The 17,920-nt window shown below is 31.9% G+C and carries 14 protein-coding genes; 2 read left to right on the top strand and 12 right to left on the bottom strand.

Annotated elements, in window-relative coordinates; translation table 11 throughout:
* Window positions 1–161 precede the first annotated feature (161 nt).
* On the bottom strand, window positions 162–656 hold the full coding sequence (gene tpx / locus GMA11_RS05935; RefSeq protein ID WP_163546307.1) for a thiol peroxidase: 495 nt from the start codon (window positions 654–656) through the stop codon (window positions 162–164).
* Between the two features lie 115 nt (window positions 657–771).
* Here tpx and GMA11_RS05930 point away from each other — a divergent pair, with 115 nt between their 5' ends.
* Window positions 772–1,614, top strand: coding sequence for a pyridoxamine kinase (locus GMA11_RS05930; protein ID WP_163546306.1), 843 nt, complete (start codon window positions 772–774; stop codon window positions 1,612–1,614).
* On the top strand, window positions 1,604–2,137 hold the full coding sequence (locus GMA11_RS05925) for an ECF transporter S component (RefSeq protein WP_163546305.1): 534 nt from the start codon (window positions 1,604–1,606) through the stop codon (window positions 2,135–2,137). Before GMA11_RS05930 ends, GMA11_RS05925 begins: the two co-directional genes overlap by 11 nt.
* Before the next feature lie 447 nt (window positions 2,138–2,584).
* On the opposite strand, the gene pepF is transcribed toward GMA11_RS05925, so the two are convergent.
* The 11 genes from pepF to ylqF all read right to left on the bottom strand — a co-directional run bounded on the left by pepF (window position 2,585) and on the right by ylqF (window position 17,562).
* Window positions 2,585–4,378 carry an oligoendopeptidase F gene (pepF, locus tag GMA11_RS05920; protein WP_163546304.1) on the bottom strand — a complete coding sequence of 598 codons (1,794 nt, stop codon included), beginning with the start codon at window positions 4,376–4,378 and terminating at the stop codon, window positions 2,585–2,587.
* Between the two features lie 150 nt (window positions 4,379–4,528).
* Window positions 4,529–6,274 (bottom strand): glycoside hydrolase family 13 protein, encoded by a 1,746-nt coding sequence (locus GMA11_RS05915; protein ID WP_163546303.1) that lies wholly within the window; start codon window positions 6,272–6,274, stop codon window positions 4,529–4,531.
* Between the two features lie 18 nt (window positions 6,275–6,292).
* Window positions 6,293–6,952 (bottom strand): beta-phosphoglucomutase, encoded by a 660-nt coding sequence (pgmB, locus tag GMA11_RS05910; RefSeq protein WP_163546302.1) that lies wholly within the window; start codon window positions 6,950–6,952, stop codon window positions 6,293–6,295.
* A gap of 23 nt (window positions 6,953–6,975) precedes the next feature.
* Window positions 6,976–9,240, bottom strand: coding sequence for a glycoside hydrolase family 65 protein (locus GMA11_RS05905; RefSeq protein WP_163546301.1), 2,265 nt, complete (start codon window positions 9,238–9,240; stop codon window positions 6,976–6,978).
* Between the two features lie 440 nt (window positions 9,241–9,680).
* On the bottom strand, window positions 9,681–10,613 hold the full coding sequence (locus tag GMA11_RS05900) for a 3'-5' exoribonuclease YhaM family protein (RefSeq protein WP_163546300.1): 933 nt from the start codon (window positions 10,611–10,613) through the stop codon (window positions 9,681–9,683).
* Between the two features lie 16 nt (window positions 10,614–10,629).
* Entirely contained in the window at window positions 10,630–13,362 is a 2,733-nt protein-coding gene (locus tag GMA11_RS05895) for an AAA family ATPase (RefSeq protein ID WP_163546299.1), read from the bottom strand.
* An 18-nt stretch (window positions 13,363–13,380) separates the two neighbouring features.
* Entirely contained in the window at window positions 13,381–14,586 is a 1,206-nt protein-coding gene (locus GMA11_RS05890; protein WP_163546298.1) for a DNA repair exonuclease, read from the bottom strand.
* A 39-nt stretch (window positions 14,587–14,625) separates the two neighbouring features.
* Window positions 14,626–14,979 (bottom strand): YlbF family regulator, encoded by a 354-nt coding sequence (locus tag GMA11_RS05885; RefSeq protein WP_163546297.1) that lies wholly within the window; start codon window positions 14,977–14,979, stop codon window positions 14,626–14,628.
* 63 nt (window positions 14,980–15,042) lie between these two features.
* Window positions 15,043–15,855, bottom strand: a complete 813-nt coding sequence (locus GMA11_RS05880; RefSeq protein WP_163546296.1) for a DNA-processing protein DprA — start codon at window positions 15,853–15,855, stop codon at window positions 15,043–15,045.
* A 58-nt stretch (window positions 15,856–15,913) separates the two neighbouring features.
* Window positions 15,914–16,696 (bottom strand): ribonuclease HII, encoded by a 783-nt coding sequence (locus GMA11_RS05875; protein WP_163546295.1) that lies wholly within the window; start codon window positions 16,694–16,696, stop codon window positions 15,914–15,916.
* Window positions 16,696–17,562, bottom strand: coding sequence for a ribosome biogenesis GTPase YlqF (ylqF, locus tag GMA11_RS05870; protein ID WP_163546294.1), 867 nt, complete (start codon window positions 17,560–17,562; stop codon window positions 16,696–16,698). Before ylqF ends, GMA11_RS05875 begins: the two co-directional genes overlap by 1 nt.
* Window positions 17,563–17,920 lie beyond the last annotated feature (358 nt).

Raw genomic sequence — 17,920 nt, 5'->3', positions numbered from 1 at the left:
TACGAATGGCTTCGTTCTCGCACGTAGTAGAGAACGAGCGATGTATCGTGTACATCATGGTAAGCCGTACAACTTAACGTCTGATACGAAAAAAGACTGTCGACATTTTAATTTGTCAACAGTCTGACCATAGAATAATCTCTATGGTCTGTTCTTCATATTTATCCTACCAACTCTTTAGCAACCTCTAAAGCTTTTTCATAGTCTGGTTCTTGTGTCATTTTAGGCACAATTTCCATATATGCCAAAATTCCCTCTTTATCAATGACAAATACAGAACGTGCCAACACGTCTAATTCATCCATAACAATACCATACGCCATACCAAAGTTTTTTTCAATATCTGGTAACATAATCATATCGACACCTTTTGATGCACACCAATTATTAAATTCTTCTGGTGTATTTTTCGCAACTGTAACGAGTGTAACATCGTTTAATTCACTAACTTGTTTATTAAATGCTCTTGTTTGCATGTCACAAACCGGTGTATTGATATTTGGAATAACACTAATAATCGTCACTTTTCCTTTTAATTGTTCTAAAGAAATAGCATCACCTTTACTTGTCACGCCATTAAAATTAGGAGCCATTTCGTGAAGTATTGGTTGTTCTCCTAATAATAAATATTTTTTCAATAATCTTGTTACATACATATTTGATAACTTCCTTTCTTTGTCACCTTTTTAATTTATTATACTCCAAAACATTAGATTTTTGTGATAAACTTTGTTAAAATAAATCAACATCTTTATTAGAAAGGGGAAATTCATGAAACAATTACTCGTTGTAAATGATTTATCCTGTCTTGGAAAAGTGGCGATTTCTGTTACGCTACCTATCTTAGCAACAACGCAGATTGAAACACATTTATTACCTACGGTTTTACTTTCTGCGCATACAGGATTTCCAAATGTTTATAAACACATATTAACATCAGATTTAGAAGACATTTTACATCACTGGAAAGAAAATATCGACTTAACTTTTGATGCTATTCTAACTGGTTATTTTGGGCATAAAGAACAAATCAAACTATTTTTAGACCATTTACCAGATACAGACTTACTAATTGTAGATCCCGTTATGGCAGATAATGGTAAATTGTACAGTGGATTTCCACATGATTATCCAATGGTATTGAAATCGTTATGCGATAAAGCAGATATTATTTTACCCAATTTAACAGAAGCTTGTCTATTATTGAATAAACCAATTCCTGACCAATATACACAAGACGATATTTTAAATATTTTACATGCTCTATCCAATGAAAAAACACAAACTGTGATTTTAACAGGTATCTCTTATGAACAAGGTAAAATCGGTGTTGCCTATTTACATCACGGCGTATATGGATACTGCGATACAAAGTATATCCCACATTATTTTTCAGGAACTGGAGATATTTGCTCAGCACTGATAAGCTCATTACTAATTCAACATATCCCTATTCATCAAGCTGTACAAACGACACTTGATTTCATTATTGCCTGCTTAGATGATACACTATCTTCAAAAAAAAATACACTTTATGGTATCGTCTTTGAAAAACAACTACCAAATTTATCTAAACATATACAATTACTGAAAGGATACTCGCATGAAAAATAAAGAATTTAAACAACTTATTTTAACAGCTTTATTCGCTGCTATTATTTTTATTGGTACTTATTTATTTAGAATTGAAATTGCTCCAAAAGTTATGGTGCACTTAGGAAATGCTCTTGTTGTAGTGACATTTTTTATTCTTGGAACAAAAAGTGCTATGATTGCTGCATCTGTTGGTTTTGGTATTTTCGACTTATTAAGTGGCTATGCCAACTCTGTTGTCTTTACAGTCCTAGAATCTTTAATTGTTGTTGCTGTATTGGGTATTTGTTATCGTCAACTTCACCAAAAAGACACATTAACAAATGTAACACTACTAGCTTTTATTGCAGGCTTAACTAAAATCATTGTGATTTTCACTCGAAAATATATCACAAATGCCTTTATTATCGGAAATGGAACGACGTTTATCGCTACACTTATCGGTATGACCAATACATTCATTACCTCAACCATTACAGCAATTATTGCACCTATTCTATATTTTTCTATGAAAAAATATATTGTCCCTTTAATGAAAAAATAAGAAAAAACACCAATTATTTTATGAAATAATTGGTGTTTTTTCGTATGGTTATAGGATAGGGAAAGATAAGCCCTATAGATATACAGAAAACATTCCTTACTTTTTATTTTTATATCATACCCTCTATTTAACCAACTATTCGTTTAAAACTCAATAACTTATATAAAACGATATAACAACTATTTTATAAAATATCCCCTTCTCAAAATAAATAAAAATACTGGAGTGTTTTCTGTATGATAATTATACAACTTAAAGAAAAATGTGTAAATGCACCCTACCCCCATTTCAATCATATTTCTAACAATAAATCCACATATAATAAATGTTTTTTTATACGTTTTAAAAACTAAAAATACTATTTATAACAATTCTTTGATAGGCTATAAATTTTATCCTAATATCACAAAACCAGAGTGAACTATCGGTTCACTCTGGTTTTCTGTTTTATTTTAATTCATCTGTTAAACGGTATAATTCATCAACTAAATGTCCAACATAAGCAATCGCTTCTTTTAATGGTTGTTCTGTTGATACATCACAACCACCTAATTGACTTAATTCAAGTGCAGACATACTGCTACCTTTTGTTAGTGTGTTTAACCATGCATCTACTTGACTTTGTTCATTCATTTTATTGGCAACAGCTGTACCAATTGTTAAACCTGCTGAGTAAGTGTATGGGTATAAGCCCATGTAATAATGTGGTTGACGCATCCATGTTAATTCAGCACCTTCATTAACAACAAGACTATCACCAAAAAATTCTTCTAAAACCTCTCTCTTGATTTGATTTAATACATCTGCTGTTAGCATATCGTTATTGTCAACTTTTTTGTATACACGATCTTGGTATACAGCTTCTAAGTAGTGCGTTACCATATTGTGAAAATATGTACGACTAATCATATTACTAATAACCCATCGTTTAAAGCGTGCATCTGTACTTGTACTTAATAGATAATTCGATACAATAACTTCATTACATGTTGATGGTGCCTCAACAAAATATAATGGACAATCAAAATTTAAAATAGATTGGTGTTTACCAGTGGACATGAAGTGATATGCATGTCCTAATTCATGTGCTAAGACAAATACTTCATTCATTTTACCTGTCCATGATAATAGAATGAATGCTGCCACATCTTTAACAGTTGCACAAAATCCACCCGTACTTTTTCCAATATTTTGTGGGAAATCTGTCCAACGTTTATCATAGCTCTCATCAATCATCGCTACATAGTCTTGTCCTAAAAGGCCTAATGCTTTTTTCAAATAATCACGAGATTCTTCGATTGTCATATCTACTTCAAATTCTGGGTCTAAATTGATTTTACAATCAGCAAATTGCATATCAGAAATACCATGTTCTCTTGCTAAAAGTTTAATATAACGACGAATATGTGGTGCTAATTCTTGCATAATGACACGAATTTGTCTGTCATATAAATCACGATTTCCATCTTGTTTATCTAATAAATAGTCAATCACACTTTCATAACCACGAGCTGTTGCCAACATTTTTTCACGTTTAATATGTGAAATATATTCATTGGCTGTTGTATTTTGATACGCACGCAATGTTTTATAGAAACTTTTTGCTGCTTGGCGACGCACAGATGTGTTATTATCCATTTCATGTAAGTTTTCATATAAAACATAACTATTTTCGTATGTTTTTCCGTCTACTTCAAACGAATCAAATTGCATATCTTCAAATTTTGTCACTTCGTATAAGTTATAAAATGACGGTAGACTTTCATAACTTGCAATGATTTGTTCAACATCTTTAGACAATGTATGTTTTTTTGCACGTTTAATTTTTTCAAAGAAATACGCTAAATCTGAACGTTTTTCAGCAACAAATGTATCTAATATATCGTCATTTAATCCAGATAATTCTGTTTCAAAGAAACTTGTATAGGCTGCAAATTTAGAAGCAACTGCTTCAAATAATGTGGCATTTTCCACAACAGTATCATTGAAACGGTCTACTGTCATTGGTAATTCCGCATAGTGAGATAAGCGATAAAGTTTTTCAAGCAACACTTCGTACGCTTTCACACCTAAGTCCATTTGTTCGATTGTGTTTAATGTATTTTCAAATGTTTCTTTAAATGTTTCAATATCTTTCTCAAATGTTTTTAACTCTGTTCGAAAGGCTTCATCTGTTTGATACAACAAGCTCATATCCCATGTATGTGCTTGGTTAACATCTTTTCTATCTACTAGTTTCATACTTTTTCCTCCAAAAATTAAGATAGCTTTATTATATCACAAATCACTAGAATACTATTGCGTAGACTTTTCTTTTTTTATTTTTCATGAAAAGTAATGTCTTAAATCACTGTTTTGATAAACATAAAAATGCACTTTGAAAGAAATCCCTTAAAAAACAGTATATTCTATAGTACATTCATTAGGAGATAAGATACCCTTTTTTTCTTGTGTTGAAAAAACTGACGTGCATTCTAAAGCAATTTGATTTTCACTTAAATTAAAATAACCTTTCAGCATACGTTTTCCACATGTTCGTGTTATCGTCACAAGATGTTGTTGACATGTAAACTGAACATCTCCTGTTCCTAATACATCAGCGTAACTCTTTCTAAAGTGAATTAACTGTTTGGTAAAATTCAACATTTTTTTATCCTGTTTGGCTGTATCCCACCACATTGGCTTACGACAATCTGGATCTCCTTCCCCCGTCATTCCTACTTCTGTACCATAATACAAACATGGTGTCCCAAATTGCATAAACATAAATGCCAAAGCACACATCACGCGCTTTTTATCTCCTTTTGCTACAGTTAATACACGAGGTGTATCATGGGAATCTAATAAGTTGAACATCACTTCATTTGTCTGTTGGCGATACATCATCATTTGCTCTTGAAGTTGACTTATCATCTCTTCTGGTGTTATTTTTTTAGTGAGAATACCTTCTTTAATGCTATCTGTAAAAGCATAATTCATCACAGCATGAAATTCATCACCATTTAACCACGCTTGAGCAGAGTGCCAAATTTCTCCTAAAATATAAAAATTTTCATTTAAGGCAACTGCTTCTTCATAAAATTTCTTCCAAAAATGATGATCTACTTCATTGGCAACATCTAATCGCCATGCATCAATGTGAAACTCACGAATCCAATATGTTGCGATATCTAATAAGTATTTTTGTACCTCTTCATTAGCTGTATTTAATTTTGGCATATTGGCACTAAAAGAAAAGGTATCATACTCTAAATTTTTTGTATTTTCAATATCTACAATTTCTGTTTGTCCAACTGGAAATCGTAAAATATGAAACCAATCTTTATATTTAGAGTGTTCTTGATGTGTTAAAACATCTTGCCATTGTTTTGAGTGATGACCGAGATGATTAAAAACTGCATCTAGCATAATTTTCATTCCTTTTTGATGAGCGGTATCAACCAATGTTTTAAACAAAGATTTATCACCAAAATGTCTATCAATTTGCATATAATCAATGGTGTCATATTTATGATTGGTACTCGCTTCAAAAATCGGACAAAAATATAATCCGTTGACACCAAGTTCTTCTAAATAGTCTAGGTTATCCAAAACACCTTGTAAATCCCCACCAAAAAAATCGGTACGACTAGGGTGTTCTTTACTATCCCAAGATAGCACATTTTGAGGAGATAAATCAGGATTACCATTGGCAAAACGTTCTGGAAAAATTTGATACCAAACCGTTTCCTTTACCCACTGAGGTGTTTTAACCATGTCTTTTTCATGAAAATAAGGCAATCTGAAATAATGAGAAATCGTTTGTAATCCTTTATCAGAATAAATATTCACACCTTTATCACTATAAATGTACCGTGTATCATTCAAAGAAGTCACAACAAATAAATATGCTAAACGTCTATGAGGGGCACATACACTGACTTGAAAATAATCATATAACTTAGTAGAAGCTATTTTTCTCATAGATTTATTTTGTAATGCATCAATCGTTTCACTCATTAAATACGGATCTCCATAAAAAATCACGATATCTTTAACATCATCTTTTTTGGCTCTAAAACGTATGTGCATGGTATCTTTTGTATATAAATAAGCATATTCACTTTCTGGTCTATGATATAAAGATGCTAATTCCATTCTTTTTTCCTCTCTCAGTCATTTTCTAGCATTTTCTAATAATTTATCTAACTGTAATTGACTTGTATCTGATACGATATAATCTGCTTCTTTTAATACAATGAAATCCCCAATGCCAACAGCAAACATCCCTGCACGATGTATCGCTTCTATACCTGCTTGTGCATCTTCTAATCCAATACACTCACTTGGCTGCAATCCAAGCATATCTGCACCTTTCATATAAATTTCTGGATTTGGTTTACCGTGTATTAAAGACGAAGGGTCAACAATGACATCAAAATAGGACTGCACACCCAAACGATTTAAAATCATCGGCCCATTTTTACTAGCAGATGCCAATGCTATTTTTAATTGTCTTTGTTTTGCCTCTTTTAATAAATCGCGAATACCTGGTAGAACATCTTTTTCTGTCATCTTCTCAACAAAAGATAAATAATGTATATTCTTTTTATCGGCTAATATTTCCTTTTGTTTTTGTGTATACTGCTCCGACTGATGACCGTGCTCTAAAATTAATTCAAGAGATTCCATACGACTAATCCCTTTTAATCGCTCATTAAATGCTCTATCAAATGGAATGCCTAAGTCTTGCCCTAATGCTCTCCACGCTTGATAATGATATTCTGCACTATCTGTAATGACGCCATCTAAATCAAAAATAAGTCCTTTTATCATTGTACTTCCCTTTCTTTAACAAACTACAATAAAATACGTATAGTATCTTCTAATCGAACGATTTCATTTTTTATACAAATAGATAGCGCATCTCCTTTAACACGTTTAACAGTAATGTACTCTTTATCCACAGAAATGTGTAATAATCGTTGTCTAAAGTTAATGTTAAAACAATAGCCTTGCCAATTTTTTGGAACAAAAGGATGGAAACTTAGCATGTTCTTATATACACGCATACCAGCAAAACCTTGTACAATGGATAACCAACTACCGCTCATAGACGTAATATGTAACCCATCTTCTGTATCATGATTATAATTGTCTAAATCTAAGCGTGCTGTACGTGCATATAATTCAACAGCTTTATTCTCTTTGCCTAATTCAGCAGCTAAAATAGCATGGACACATGGAGAAAGCGACGATTCATGTACCGTTAAAGGTTCATAAAAATTAAAATGACGCTCTTTTTCCTCAAATGTATATGTATCATTAAAGAAATAAATACTTTGTAAAACATCTGCTTGTTTAATATATGGCGAACGTAAAATTTTATCCCATGACCATTTTTGATTGAGAGGTCTATCTTCTGGTTTCAATTCAGAAACTGGCGTTAAATCTTTATCTAAAAATGTATCGTGTTGGATATAAATACCCAATGTTTCGTCATAAGGTAAATACATACGATTGACAATATCCTGCCATTTATTCATTTCTTCTTTCGTCAATGCTAATGCGTTGTATTTATCTTGTGTCAACTGATTTATTGTTTCTAGTGTATACGATAAGGTCCACTTCGCTATATTATTTGTATGATAGTTATTATTCACATTATTTTCGTACTCATTTGGACCTGTCACACCATGTATCATATATTGTTCATGCCGTTTTGAATAATGTACTCTATCCGCCCAAAATCTTGAAATACCAACTAAAACATCAATTCCTTTATTCAATAAATATTGTGTGTTTCCTGTATAATTGGTGTAGTTATAAATTGCCCAAGCAATAGCTCCATTACGATGAATTTCTTCAAATGTAATTTCCCACTCGTTATGACACTCTATTCCGGTAAATGTTACCATTGGATACAACGCACCTTGTAGTCCTTGTTGTGCAGCATTATGATACGCTCCGTCTAATTGGTTGTAACGATACACTAATAATTCTTCTGTTACACGCTCATCTGCTACTGATAAATACATCGGCATAATATAGGCTTCTGTATCCCAATAAGTAGCCCCTCCATATTTTTCTCCAGTAAATCCTTTTGGACCAATATTCAATCGTGAATCTTCTCCATAATAAGTTGAAAATAGTTGAAAAATATTAAAACGAATGCCTTGTTGTGCCTCATCATCTCCAAAAATTTGCACATCTGCTTTTTCCCAACGTTTTTTCCATGCTTGTTCATGTTCTTGTTTTAATACATCGTATCCTTTTCGGCTTGCCTTTTCTAAAATAGCCTGAGATACATCTAGCTGATTTTCTTCGGCAACATCTCGACTTGTTACAACTGACACATATTTTATCAACTTTAATGTATTTCCAGTATGCAACATACCTCGCCATATCTCATGTGCAGAAAAATCAGTCGCATCATATTCTGTCGTAAAAGAGGTAGACCATTCATTTTTCATCGCTGTTAAAACTGTAAAACGAGGTACTTCAAATGGATTATGCGTTGTTTTCGTTTGAAGATATAATGGCTCGACACCATAAGAAACACTTTCCCAAAAATGTTCATCATAATTGCTGTCTTCATTACATACATCACCTACTAATTTAGATGCTATACCTATGTTTACATTATCTGATAATACCTCTATATTTAGAGAAATAAGTGCCAATTCTTGTTGCACAATACTCAAAAAACGTTCAAATGAAAACCGTACTTTTGCATCCTCTCTTATTAGCGTAAATGAACGTGTTAATACACCATTTTTCATATTTAAATCTAAACTAAAATCTTCAATAGTATCCACTGCTAAATCCAAAGGCTTACCATTAATACTAATATCTATAGCTAAAAAATTTGTTGCATTAATGACTTTCCCAAAATATTGCGGATACCCATTTTTCCACCAACCAACACGTGTTTTATCTGGATACCACACACCAGCTATATAAGTTCCTAAATGCGTATCTCCTGAATATCCCTCTTCAAAAAAACCTCGCATACCCATATAACCATTTCCAATAGACGTCAAACTTTCTTGTAGACGTTTATCTTCTTTTTCTAATTTATTTGAAATAATATGCCATTGATCAATATCAAATAATCGTTTCATGATACAATCCTCCTTACAACGCTTTCAATCTCTATTATGCCATATATCTTTGCCTATACAAGTGTTTTTATTGTATTACAGATAATATTTTTATGGATTGATAAAAAACAACTAATATAAGGGCTACCTTTTGTAACTGTCAAAACATTTCTTAAACTTGAAGCATATCATAAGAAGATTTACTAATAGATTTAGTATAAAATAAAAACATCAAAAACAGTCATATCAAGGGATTAAACCTTTTAGAAATAACTATCTTTTCATCGACGTCATTTCTGTATAGCTATATAGAAGAAACAATATTATATCTGTTTAGTTATTTCTTTAATATACACAGTAATTTAGATTATAACAAATTTTCTTTATACTTCCTTTATACTAAAAAGAGTGAACTAGTCGCTGCTAGTTCACTCTTTTTAACTCGATATATTATCAACGCATCATTTGGGTTTATAAAACATTCGATTATCTAAACCATAGATTTTATCAGAATATTGCCCTGCTTCTGTTTTATCTAAAGCATTTGTCATCATATTTAATGTTGCATCTAACATATCCAAATGATGTAATACTTCTGCTTCTAGTATTTTAGGTACAACTGGAGAGCCGTATTCTAATTTGCCATGATGCGATAATACAATATGTTTTAATAATAGAACACTTTCTTTTTTATCATCAATATTTAACTCAATACACGCTTTTGTAATTTCATCTGACATAATGACAATATGCCCAATCAAATTTCCTTCTAATGTATAGTCTGTTCCAACACTACCTGATAATTCAACAACTTTACCAATATCATGTAGGACAACACCTGCTGCTAATAATGATAAATTAATTTCTGGGTACTGTTCTGATACAGATTTTGCCAATCGAAGCATAGACAAAGTGTGGTAGCTCAATCCCCCGACTAAAGCATGATGATGTCTTTTAGCAGCCGGGTATTCATAAAATACTTGCTTATATTTTTGATAAATATAGCGTACAATACGTGCCATAATAGCGTCTTCTATCCAACACAAAGCCACATTCATTTCTTCTTCTATTTCTAACACATCCATAGGGGCTCTTTCCATAAAATGCTCCACACGAGCATTTTCTACTAGTTTTAAACTTGTTATTTTTATTTGGGGGGTATTCTTATAGACATCACGTTGTCCTATCAATAAAACAACTTTACCCACTTGAAATGCCTCAATATCTTCTTTTGATGCTCCCCAAAATTTCGCATCCATTTGTCCACTTTTATCTTGAAAGGTAAAAGCTATGTATTCTTTATCCATTTTGGTTAAACGAACATCTGCTGCTTTAATCAAAACAGGTAAATTCATGTCTTCCCCAACAACATAATCATATAATTTTTTCGTCATCACACACTCCTCCCATCTATGCGTGCAATCTTTCTATTTGTACCTTTTCTTTTAATTGATTTTCCATATCTGTATCAAATGTGAAATACAAGACTTGATTTGTTTTTGACAAATCTTCTAATAACTCGTATACAACAGTCAATCTTGTTTTATCAAAATTCACAAAACTATCATCAATCAAAACAGGTAAGGATAAGCGGCTTGAAATATATCGAATAAAAGCAAATCGTAGAGAAACATATAATTGTTCCAAAGTTCCTTGCGATAATTCATGTAATAAATAAACATCGCTATTTGCCTTAACCACTCGAATTGTTTCTTTATCAAAGGTTAATGCAACATAACGTTGATGTGTCAGCTTTGCAAATAGTTTCGAAGCTTCAACTAATAAATCATCTAAATGTCCCGAAGTACCAACACTCAACAACATTTCAATGAATCTTGCTGACAACAAATAACTTCCAACCTCACTCATCAAGTCATACACCTCGTCTTTTAACGATGTATATTCTTGTAAAACTTGCGTGTACTCCCCATCCTTTTCTAATCGCTTCATGCTCTCCTCAATAGATGCCAACTGTTTATAAATATCAGCTTGCTGACGTATTATGTCGTTTAAATATACCTGTTTTTGTTGGAGATTTTCTTCAATAGCTTGTTTATCTGCATAGACACTTAAATCCACCGTCGAAGATTGTAATTGCTCTTGTAAAAGTACTTGTCTATCTAAAAAACGTTTTGCTTTTTCATACAACATGACTTTTTCATAAAAACTTGCTGTATCTTTTACACCTACTTCATCCAATAAATGCTGACGATTCGTTTTTAAAAGTGTAATTTCTTGATTTAAAGTTGCTATATCATAAGCTAATTGCTTTTGTTGTTCTGATTTTTGATGCTCTTTTGCAACGACAATATTCATTGTATCAACATATTTTTTAAAATCTGTTAATACTTGTCTTAAATGCGACACATCATCTAAATCTGTTTCGAGTAATGGATACTGTTGTTCATAAAATGAAAAAGAAGCTAACCATTTTTGAACTTGTTGATGATACATATCTTGTTGAGCTTGAATATTCTCAAGAGAATGTTTTAAGTCATATGCATAGTCAAGAGATTTTAACTGCTTCAAAGAAAGTACTTCAGGTATAGCATAGGCTTGTTTAAATGATATAGCTTTATTCTCAAAGATTTGTTGTTTATCTTGCAATAAACGCAATTCATTCTGTAAATCTTTTAAAGCTGTTACCTCAATATTTAGACGCTGTTCTTCTTCTTTTATTTGTTCGTTAATATAATATTTTTTTGTATCCTGCTCTTTTTTTGCTTGATAATAATGCCGTTGCCCTACCGCAAAATATGCTATTAGTCCACTACTTAAAACGGCTACTAATATACCAATATAAACAGGCATAAAAACAAAGGCAATTATACTCAAAATATATCCAAACAAAGCACTTATCCACCATATCGCACTTGGTTTTTCTTGTTTTAGTCTAGAAACAGGTGATTTTCTAAGTTGTTCTAGTCGATCTTGTTTATCTAACAAACGTTGTTTAAGAGTTTTTATTTGTTCTTCTAAAGGGATTCTTTCTTGTGAAATAGCTTCCTCTTCTTGACAAAGCGTTTCAAATGTATCATCTTTTTGGTAAGCCTCATTTGGTAGTCTATCTATATCAAAACGTTGACATTCTAATAACAAAGCATCTTCTTTCACACTTTTTTCATAATCAGACTTTAATAATACTTGCATAAACTGTTCAATTTTTGGCAATAATTGAATGGTCTGTTTAATCAAATGTGCCTGTTCTTTGTACCAAGTTAAATCAACTTCTTGTATTGCACTCACTGTACGTTGTTTTAATGTTCCAAGCTGTTTATCATAATAAGCGATTTGTTCATCTATCTTCTGCAATGTTTCTTTCGCATGCTCCGGTATCGAAACTGATTTAAACTGTCCATATTCTAATTCTATTTGTTGAGATTCTACTAATATGTCATATAGTGCAAGTCCTTTTTCAATGGATTGAATATCTTGTTTCAATGCTGTTTCTTTTTGAAATAATTCTTCTTTAGAAGATAAAACGTCTTGTCTATCCGCTAATAATTGTGCATAGGTTTCTTGTTGATTTTGTAAATATTGTAATTTTTCATCTAGTTTTTTCAATAATGTTAATTTTTGATTGAGTAATGGATTGCTTCCAGATTGTTTATACAATCCTTGTGCTTTAGATAGCCACATATCTCTTAATTGATACAATGTATCACTACCACTTGTACCAATCGTTAAAAAATAACGATTTAAATCATTGGCATCTACTTTTGTCAACTCTTGTAAATGAGATAATTGTAGTGCATAAAAACTATCATAAATATCTTGTGTGACATTCCCTAATATATCATCTAATACATTATCTGGAAGTGCATCACCTTTTTCATTTTTTATTGTTAATATGCCACTGGCTGAACCTTTTAACTGTCTAACTCGTTCAACAATAACCGTTCCATATTGGGTATCTTCTAGTACAATTTGTCCACCATATTGCGTATCTGTTTTTGGAATATATTGGTTAATATCCTTTTTACGTGCTGTTGGAAATCCAAATAAAATACTCTTAATAAACGATTGTAAAGTGGACTTACCCGCTTCATTATGACCTGTAAAAACCACCAAATCTTCCGTTAAATCAATGATTTTATTGCTCCATTTCCCATATCCATATATATGTAATTTTGACAGACGCATGAATTACCTCCTTTCTCTTTAATGATTTATCTGCTGTTCAACAGTATTTATTGCTTTTGAGAAAACTTCTTCTTTAAAGACATCATCATGTAATAAATCAGGAAAGAGCGTTCTTATCGTTGTATTTTTAAACAATGATTGCAGAGCCGTCTGATACTCTTTATTTTCCACACCATATTGTTGTATGTTCCCCCATTTTTTCTCCATGGATACATTTAAATTTAATGTATGTGTATGGGATGATAAAAATGTTAAACGATATATATACATAGCGTTTTGTGATAACACTTGTAATGCCTCATCTGTTTGTAAAAATTGTCGTAATTCTTCTGGAATATGTGCATGCTCTATGAAGTCGATCGATATAATTTTTGTTTGCTGTGAAAATGTTATTTCCTCTTTTTTTAGTAAAGATTGCACATCTTCTACAGTAGAGCATTCAGATAACGAAAGTGTCACATGTTCCCATAAAATTGTTTCCGCAGGAATAAACTCAAGTACTGCCTCTTTGCCTTTGTCTAAAGTCACAAGATATGCTCCCTTTTTTCCTGTTTCTTTGCGATTTAATCCTTGAATATTACCAGCATATACAATAGGAGGCTTTTCTTGTAAAATAGATCGTTTATGAATATGTCCTAATGCCCAATAATCATAGTGTTTACTGTTTAATTCACTTACAGAAAAAGGTGCATACAATCCCTTTTCTGTTGCGATACTTTCTAATGCACCATGTAACACACCTACGTGGTAATCAACATTTGAAAACCGTACTGGATAATGCGTTACTTTTCTATCTTGCACGTGTAGATGATGATAACTAAAACCACTAAAGGCTACTTTTTCTTGAGATTTTGTCGTTAAAACAAATGTTTCAACATGTTCATCAAATACATGCACTTTCTCTGGCAAAGCAACAATTTTAGGTAAGCGTACATAATCGTGATTTCCATGGCATAGCACAATTTGAATATGATGATCCACTAATCGCTGTAATTGTTCCTTAAAAAATAACTGTGCAGACACACTTGGATACACACTATTAAAACTATCCCCTGCAATCACCACAATATCAACCTGCTGTTCAATAGCATACGTTACCAAATATTGAAAAGATATTTTACTCGCCTCTTGGCATTTTATCATCAACTCTGGAAAAATATTACGAATATGATGAAATGGACTATCCAAATGTATATCTGAAATGTGTAAAAATTGAATACTCATACAGTACCTTTCCGTTCCATATTGTAAGAAAAAAGAGAACTATGCGTTCTCTGGATGATATAATTCTGAAAGTGGTTTTGTAATAATACGATTTAAGTCTTCCATAAGAACACTTAATGTTTGCTCAGCTTTCACCAATTCCATAATATATTCATTATCTTGTGCTTTTTTAGATACTTCCTCAGCTTCTTTTAAATCTTCTTCTGTTGGCTGTGTACCTGTCATTTGCATTGTTTGGAATTTTTCTGTCAATGCTTTAAATGCTTCAAACTGTTCTTTCGCTTGTGCATTTCCTTCAATTTTTTGAATCACTTCTCTTAATGCATTCACTGGTTCTGATACACGTAAAGCACGTTCCAATTCGTTAGCAATATCATATAAATTTTGTGTCATAATAACCTCCAAAAATGTCCTTTATAAAAAAATTATACCATAAATACAACTAAATAGGTACTCTCATTCCTCGTTTAATGTTGTTGGACTTAATAATGGAATAGCACCTTCTTTTATGAGTTGATTGTCACCCTGTTTTAAAAATAATGAATGCGGTGGTACAAATAAAGATTTTCCTTGCTCGAGTGTAAACTCAACCGCAATATGCTGTGAACAAGTTTGAATACCACAGATTTTATCGGACAAACTTACAACTAACTCCATTTGTCGCTTTAATACTTGTTTATTAAAAAATGTTCCTAACGGATATTCTGTAATAATCAAGCCCTTTTCTTGTAAGCGTCTTTGTAAGAAAATATATTTTAAAGGATAGGACACATCACAACCTGTTGCCAAAACAGCAATACATTTTTTATGTGCTATTAACGTTTGTTCATATAATTGACCAATATGCTTGTCGCATAAACTACTCACAAATACGTCATAATGACTTTTCATTAACACATTTGAAAGCACTTGTTCACCATAGTGATCAAAATACCTAGAACTAAAAACACCTATCTTTTTAGCCTTAAGCAAATCAATCTGTCCCTTACAAAACAAAACGAGAGGTGGTTTACGTGTTTGTAATAAATCTATCGGATAAATACTATCAAAAATCGTTATAATTTTTATTTGATGTTGTTGATACATTGCCCTAATCTGTTCAATCTGCTTTAAATCAAATAAAAACTGCTGAGCTTTCTGTTTATCCAACACATGATAAATGGCTGTTTGTATATGTTGATAGTGTAATAGACACTTCACCAAATCAATACCGTCTTTCCAAGTACCGTAAGACGCATGAATAAAAAGTAAAAGTACATCTTGAAACATTTCTTTTCTCCTTTTCTTTTTTATATACTATATATGCAAAAAAACAACAATTTTCACTTTATTGGTGAAAATTGTTGTTTAACATCGTTTTAATCGGTTCAAAACTTTTACGATGAATAGGCGTTATACCATATTTTTCTAAACCTAATAAATGGTCTTTTGTGCCATATCCAGCATTTTTATCAAAAGCATAATGTGGATAGTGTTGAGCATACTCACACATCATTCTATCTCGTGTTACTTTAGCAATAATACTTGCACAGGCAATACTATAACTTCTTGCATCACCTTTAATCAAACTTTCTTGTGGTAAATCATTTGTTAATGTCATCGCATCAATCAATAAGAAATCTGGTTTTATTGACATTTTATCAACGGCTTGTTGCATAGCTACTTTTGTTGCTTGATAAATATTTAATGTATCAATATCATTCGGTTCAACAATGCCAATACCAACACTAATTGCATTTGCCATAATCTCTTTATATAATTGCTCCCTTTTTTTCTCAGATAATTGTTTTGAATCATTCACTGATAAAATAAAGGTATCCATTGGCATCATAACACACGCTGCAACAACTGGTCCTGCTAGTGGCCCACGCCCAACTTCATCAATTCCTGCAATAGCTTTGTATCCATTTTTTGTCAATGCTTTTTCAAAAGATAGCATACTATCTAATTTTTCTTGAAGTTTCTTGAATTTTACTAGCTTGTCTTCCCAACTTTTTAACGCCTGTTGAACACTTTTTCTCTCATCTTTATACCATTCCACAGGTATATCCTGTTTATGTTGTATACTGTTCAATGCATCCTTAATTTGCGACGTTGTCCATTTTGTCATTACATATCCTCTTCTTCCAATAACATATCCGATACATGATCCAATGTATAGCCACCTAATTTGCCACTTCTAATATCAAAAATAATTTTTTCATTTGCTTTATCGTAATCGTCTTTTAGTCCCATACGTTCCGTCATATACATCAATAATTCTGCATTTGGTAAGTCTAAGTTTTCTTGGGTTAAACCAAATGATTTTTTGAATGATTCAGGATAATAACGAGCAAAAAAGTCAATCGCAAATAAAGACACATCTTCTAATTGAAGAATCGTATCTTTAATGGCACCTGTTAAGGCTAATTTTTTCCCAATACTTTCATCCTCAAACTTCGGCCATAAAATTCCCGGTGTATCTAACAATTCAAATTCTGTTCCTAACTTTAACCATTGTTGTCCTTTTGTTACTCCCGGTTTATTACCTGTCACAGCTTTATTTTTTTTAATAAAGCGATTGATTAACGTTGATTTTCCAACATTTGGGATACCTAAAATCATCAATCGAATCGGACGTGATTTCAAGCCTTTTGCACGTAGTTTTTCAAACTTTTCAGACATCATGTCTTTGAGTTTTTCTTGAATTTGTTTTAATCCTTTTCCGTCTTTTGCAGAAATAGTTAAAATATCAATGCTTTGTTCTTTAAAATAGGATACCCATTCTTTTGTGAGTTTGTCATCAGCTAAGTCAACTTTATTTAATACTACAAGACGCTTTTTTTCACCCACAATCTCATCAATCATCGGATTACGACTTGAATAAGGAATGCGTGCATCCAATAATTCAATGACAATATCCACTAATTTTAATTTCTCGATTGCTTCCCTCTTGGCTTTTGCCATATGCCCTGGAAACCATTGAATTGTGCTCATATTTGCAACTCCTTTATTTACTGTTTCATCTACGCTTGTTTATTATAGCTTATGTTATTAGGAAAGGAAAATAAAAACAAATAGGATAGTCGGTTTTTAACGTATTCTTTGAAACTATCTTCTAAACATAAAAAAGTTCTCTGTCAAATAATATGAGTTAATAAAAACAAGAAATCTTTTTGTACTTTTCTCCCACTGAGAAAAATAACGTATGATTAAAAAATCTTCTATGCCTCTATTTCAATAAAACTTTATAAACACTATAAAATAATGAAAAGGTGTTGATAGCTTCCTTTCGGAAGCCATCAACACCAAAAAGTAGGAATGAATATTATCCATTCCTACCAAAAATTTTCTC

Source organism: Granulicatella sp. zg-ZJ (assembly GCF_010892355.1).
Taxonomy (GTDB): Bacteria; Bacillota; Bacilli; order Lactobacillales; family Aerococcaceae; genus WM01.
This window is presented reverse-complemented; position numbering and strand designations above follow the sequence as displayed.

Coding starts and splice junctions, on each gene's coding strand:
- tpx (WP_163546307.1), bottom strand. CDS start 656: ATGTATGTAACAAGATTATTGAAAAAATATTTATTATTAGGAGAACAA.
- GMA11_RS05930 (WP_163546306.1), top strand. CDS start 772: ATGAAACAATTACTCGTTGTAAATGATTTATCCTGTCTTGGAAAAGTG.
- GMA11_RS05925 (WP_163546305.1), top strand. CDS start 1,604: ATGAAAAATAAAGAATTTAAACAACTTATTTTAACAGCTTTATTCGCT.
- pepF (WP_163546304.1), bottom strand. CDS start 4,378: ATGAAACTAGTAGATAGAAAAGATGTTAACCAAGCACATACATGGGAT.
- GMA11_RS05915 (WP_163546303.1), bottom strand. CDS start 6,274: ATGGAATTAGCATCTTTATATCATAGACCAGAAAGTGAATATGCTTAT.
- pgmB (WP_163546302.1), bottom strand. CDS start 6,952: ATGATAAAAGGACTTATTTTTGATTTAGATGGCGTCATTACAGATAGT.
- GMA11_RS05905 (WP_163546301.1), bottom strand. CDS start 9,240: ATGAAACGATTATTTGATATTGATCAATGGCATATTATTTCAAATAAA.
- GMA11_RS05900 (WP_163546300.1), bottom strand. CDS start 10,613: ATGACGAAAAAATTATATGATTATGTTGTTGGGGAAGACATGAATTTA.
- GMA11_RS05895 (WP_163546299.1), bottom strand. CDS start 13,362: ATGCGTCTGTCAAAATTACATATATATGGATATGGGAAATGGAGCAAT.
- GMA11_RS05890 (WP_163546298.1), bottom strand. CDS start 14,586: ATGAGTATTCAATTTTTACACATTTCAGATATACATTTGGATAGTCCA.
- GMA11_RS05885 (WP_163546297.1), bottom strand. CDS start 14,979: ATGACACAAAATTTATATGATATTGCTAACGAATTGGAACGTGCTTTA.
- GMA11_RS05880 (WP_163546296.1), bottom strand. CDS start 15,855: ATGTTTCAAGATGTACTTTTACTTTTTATTCATGCGTCTTACGGTACT.
- GMA11_RS05875 (WP_163546295.1), bottom strand. CDS start 16,696: ATGACAAAATGGACAACGTCGCAAATTAAGGATGCATTGAACAGTATA.
- ylqF (WP_163546294.1), bottom strand. CDS start 17,562: ATGAGCACAATTCAATGGTTTCCAGGGCATATGGCAAAAGCCAAGAGG.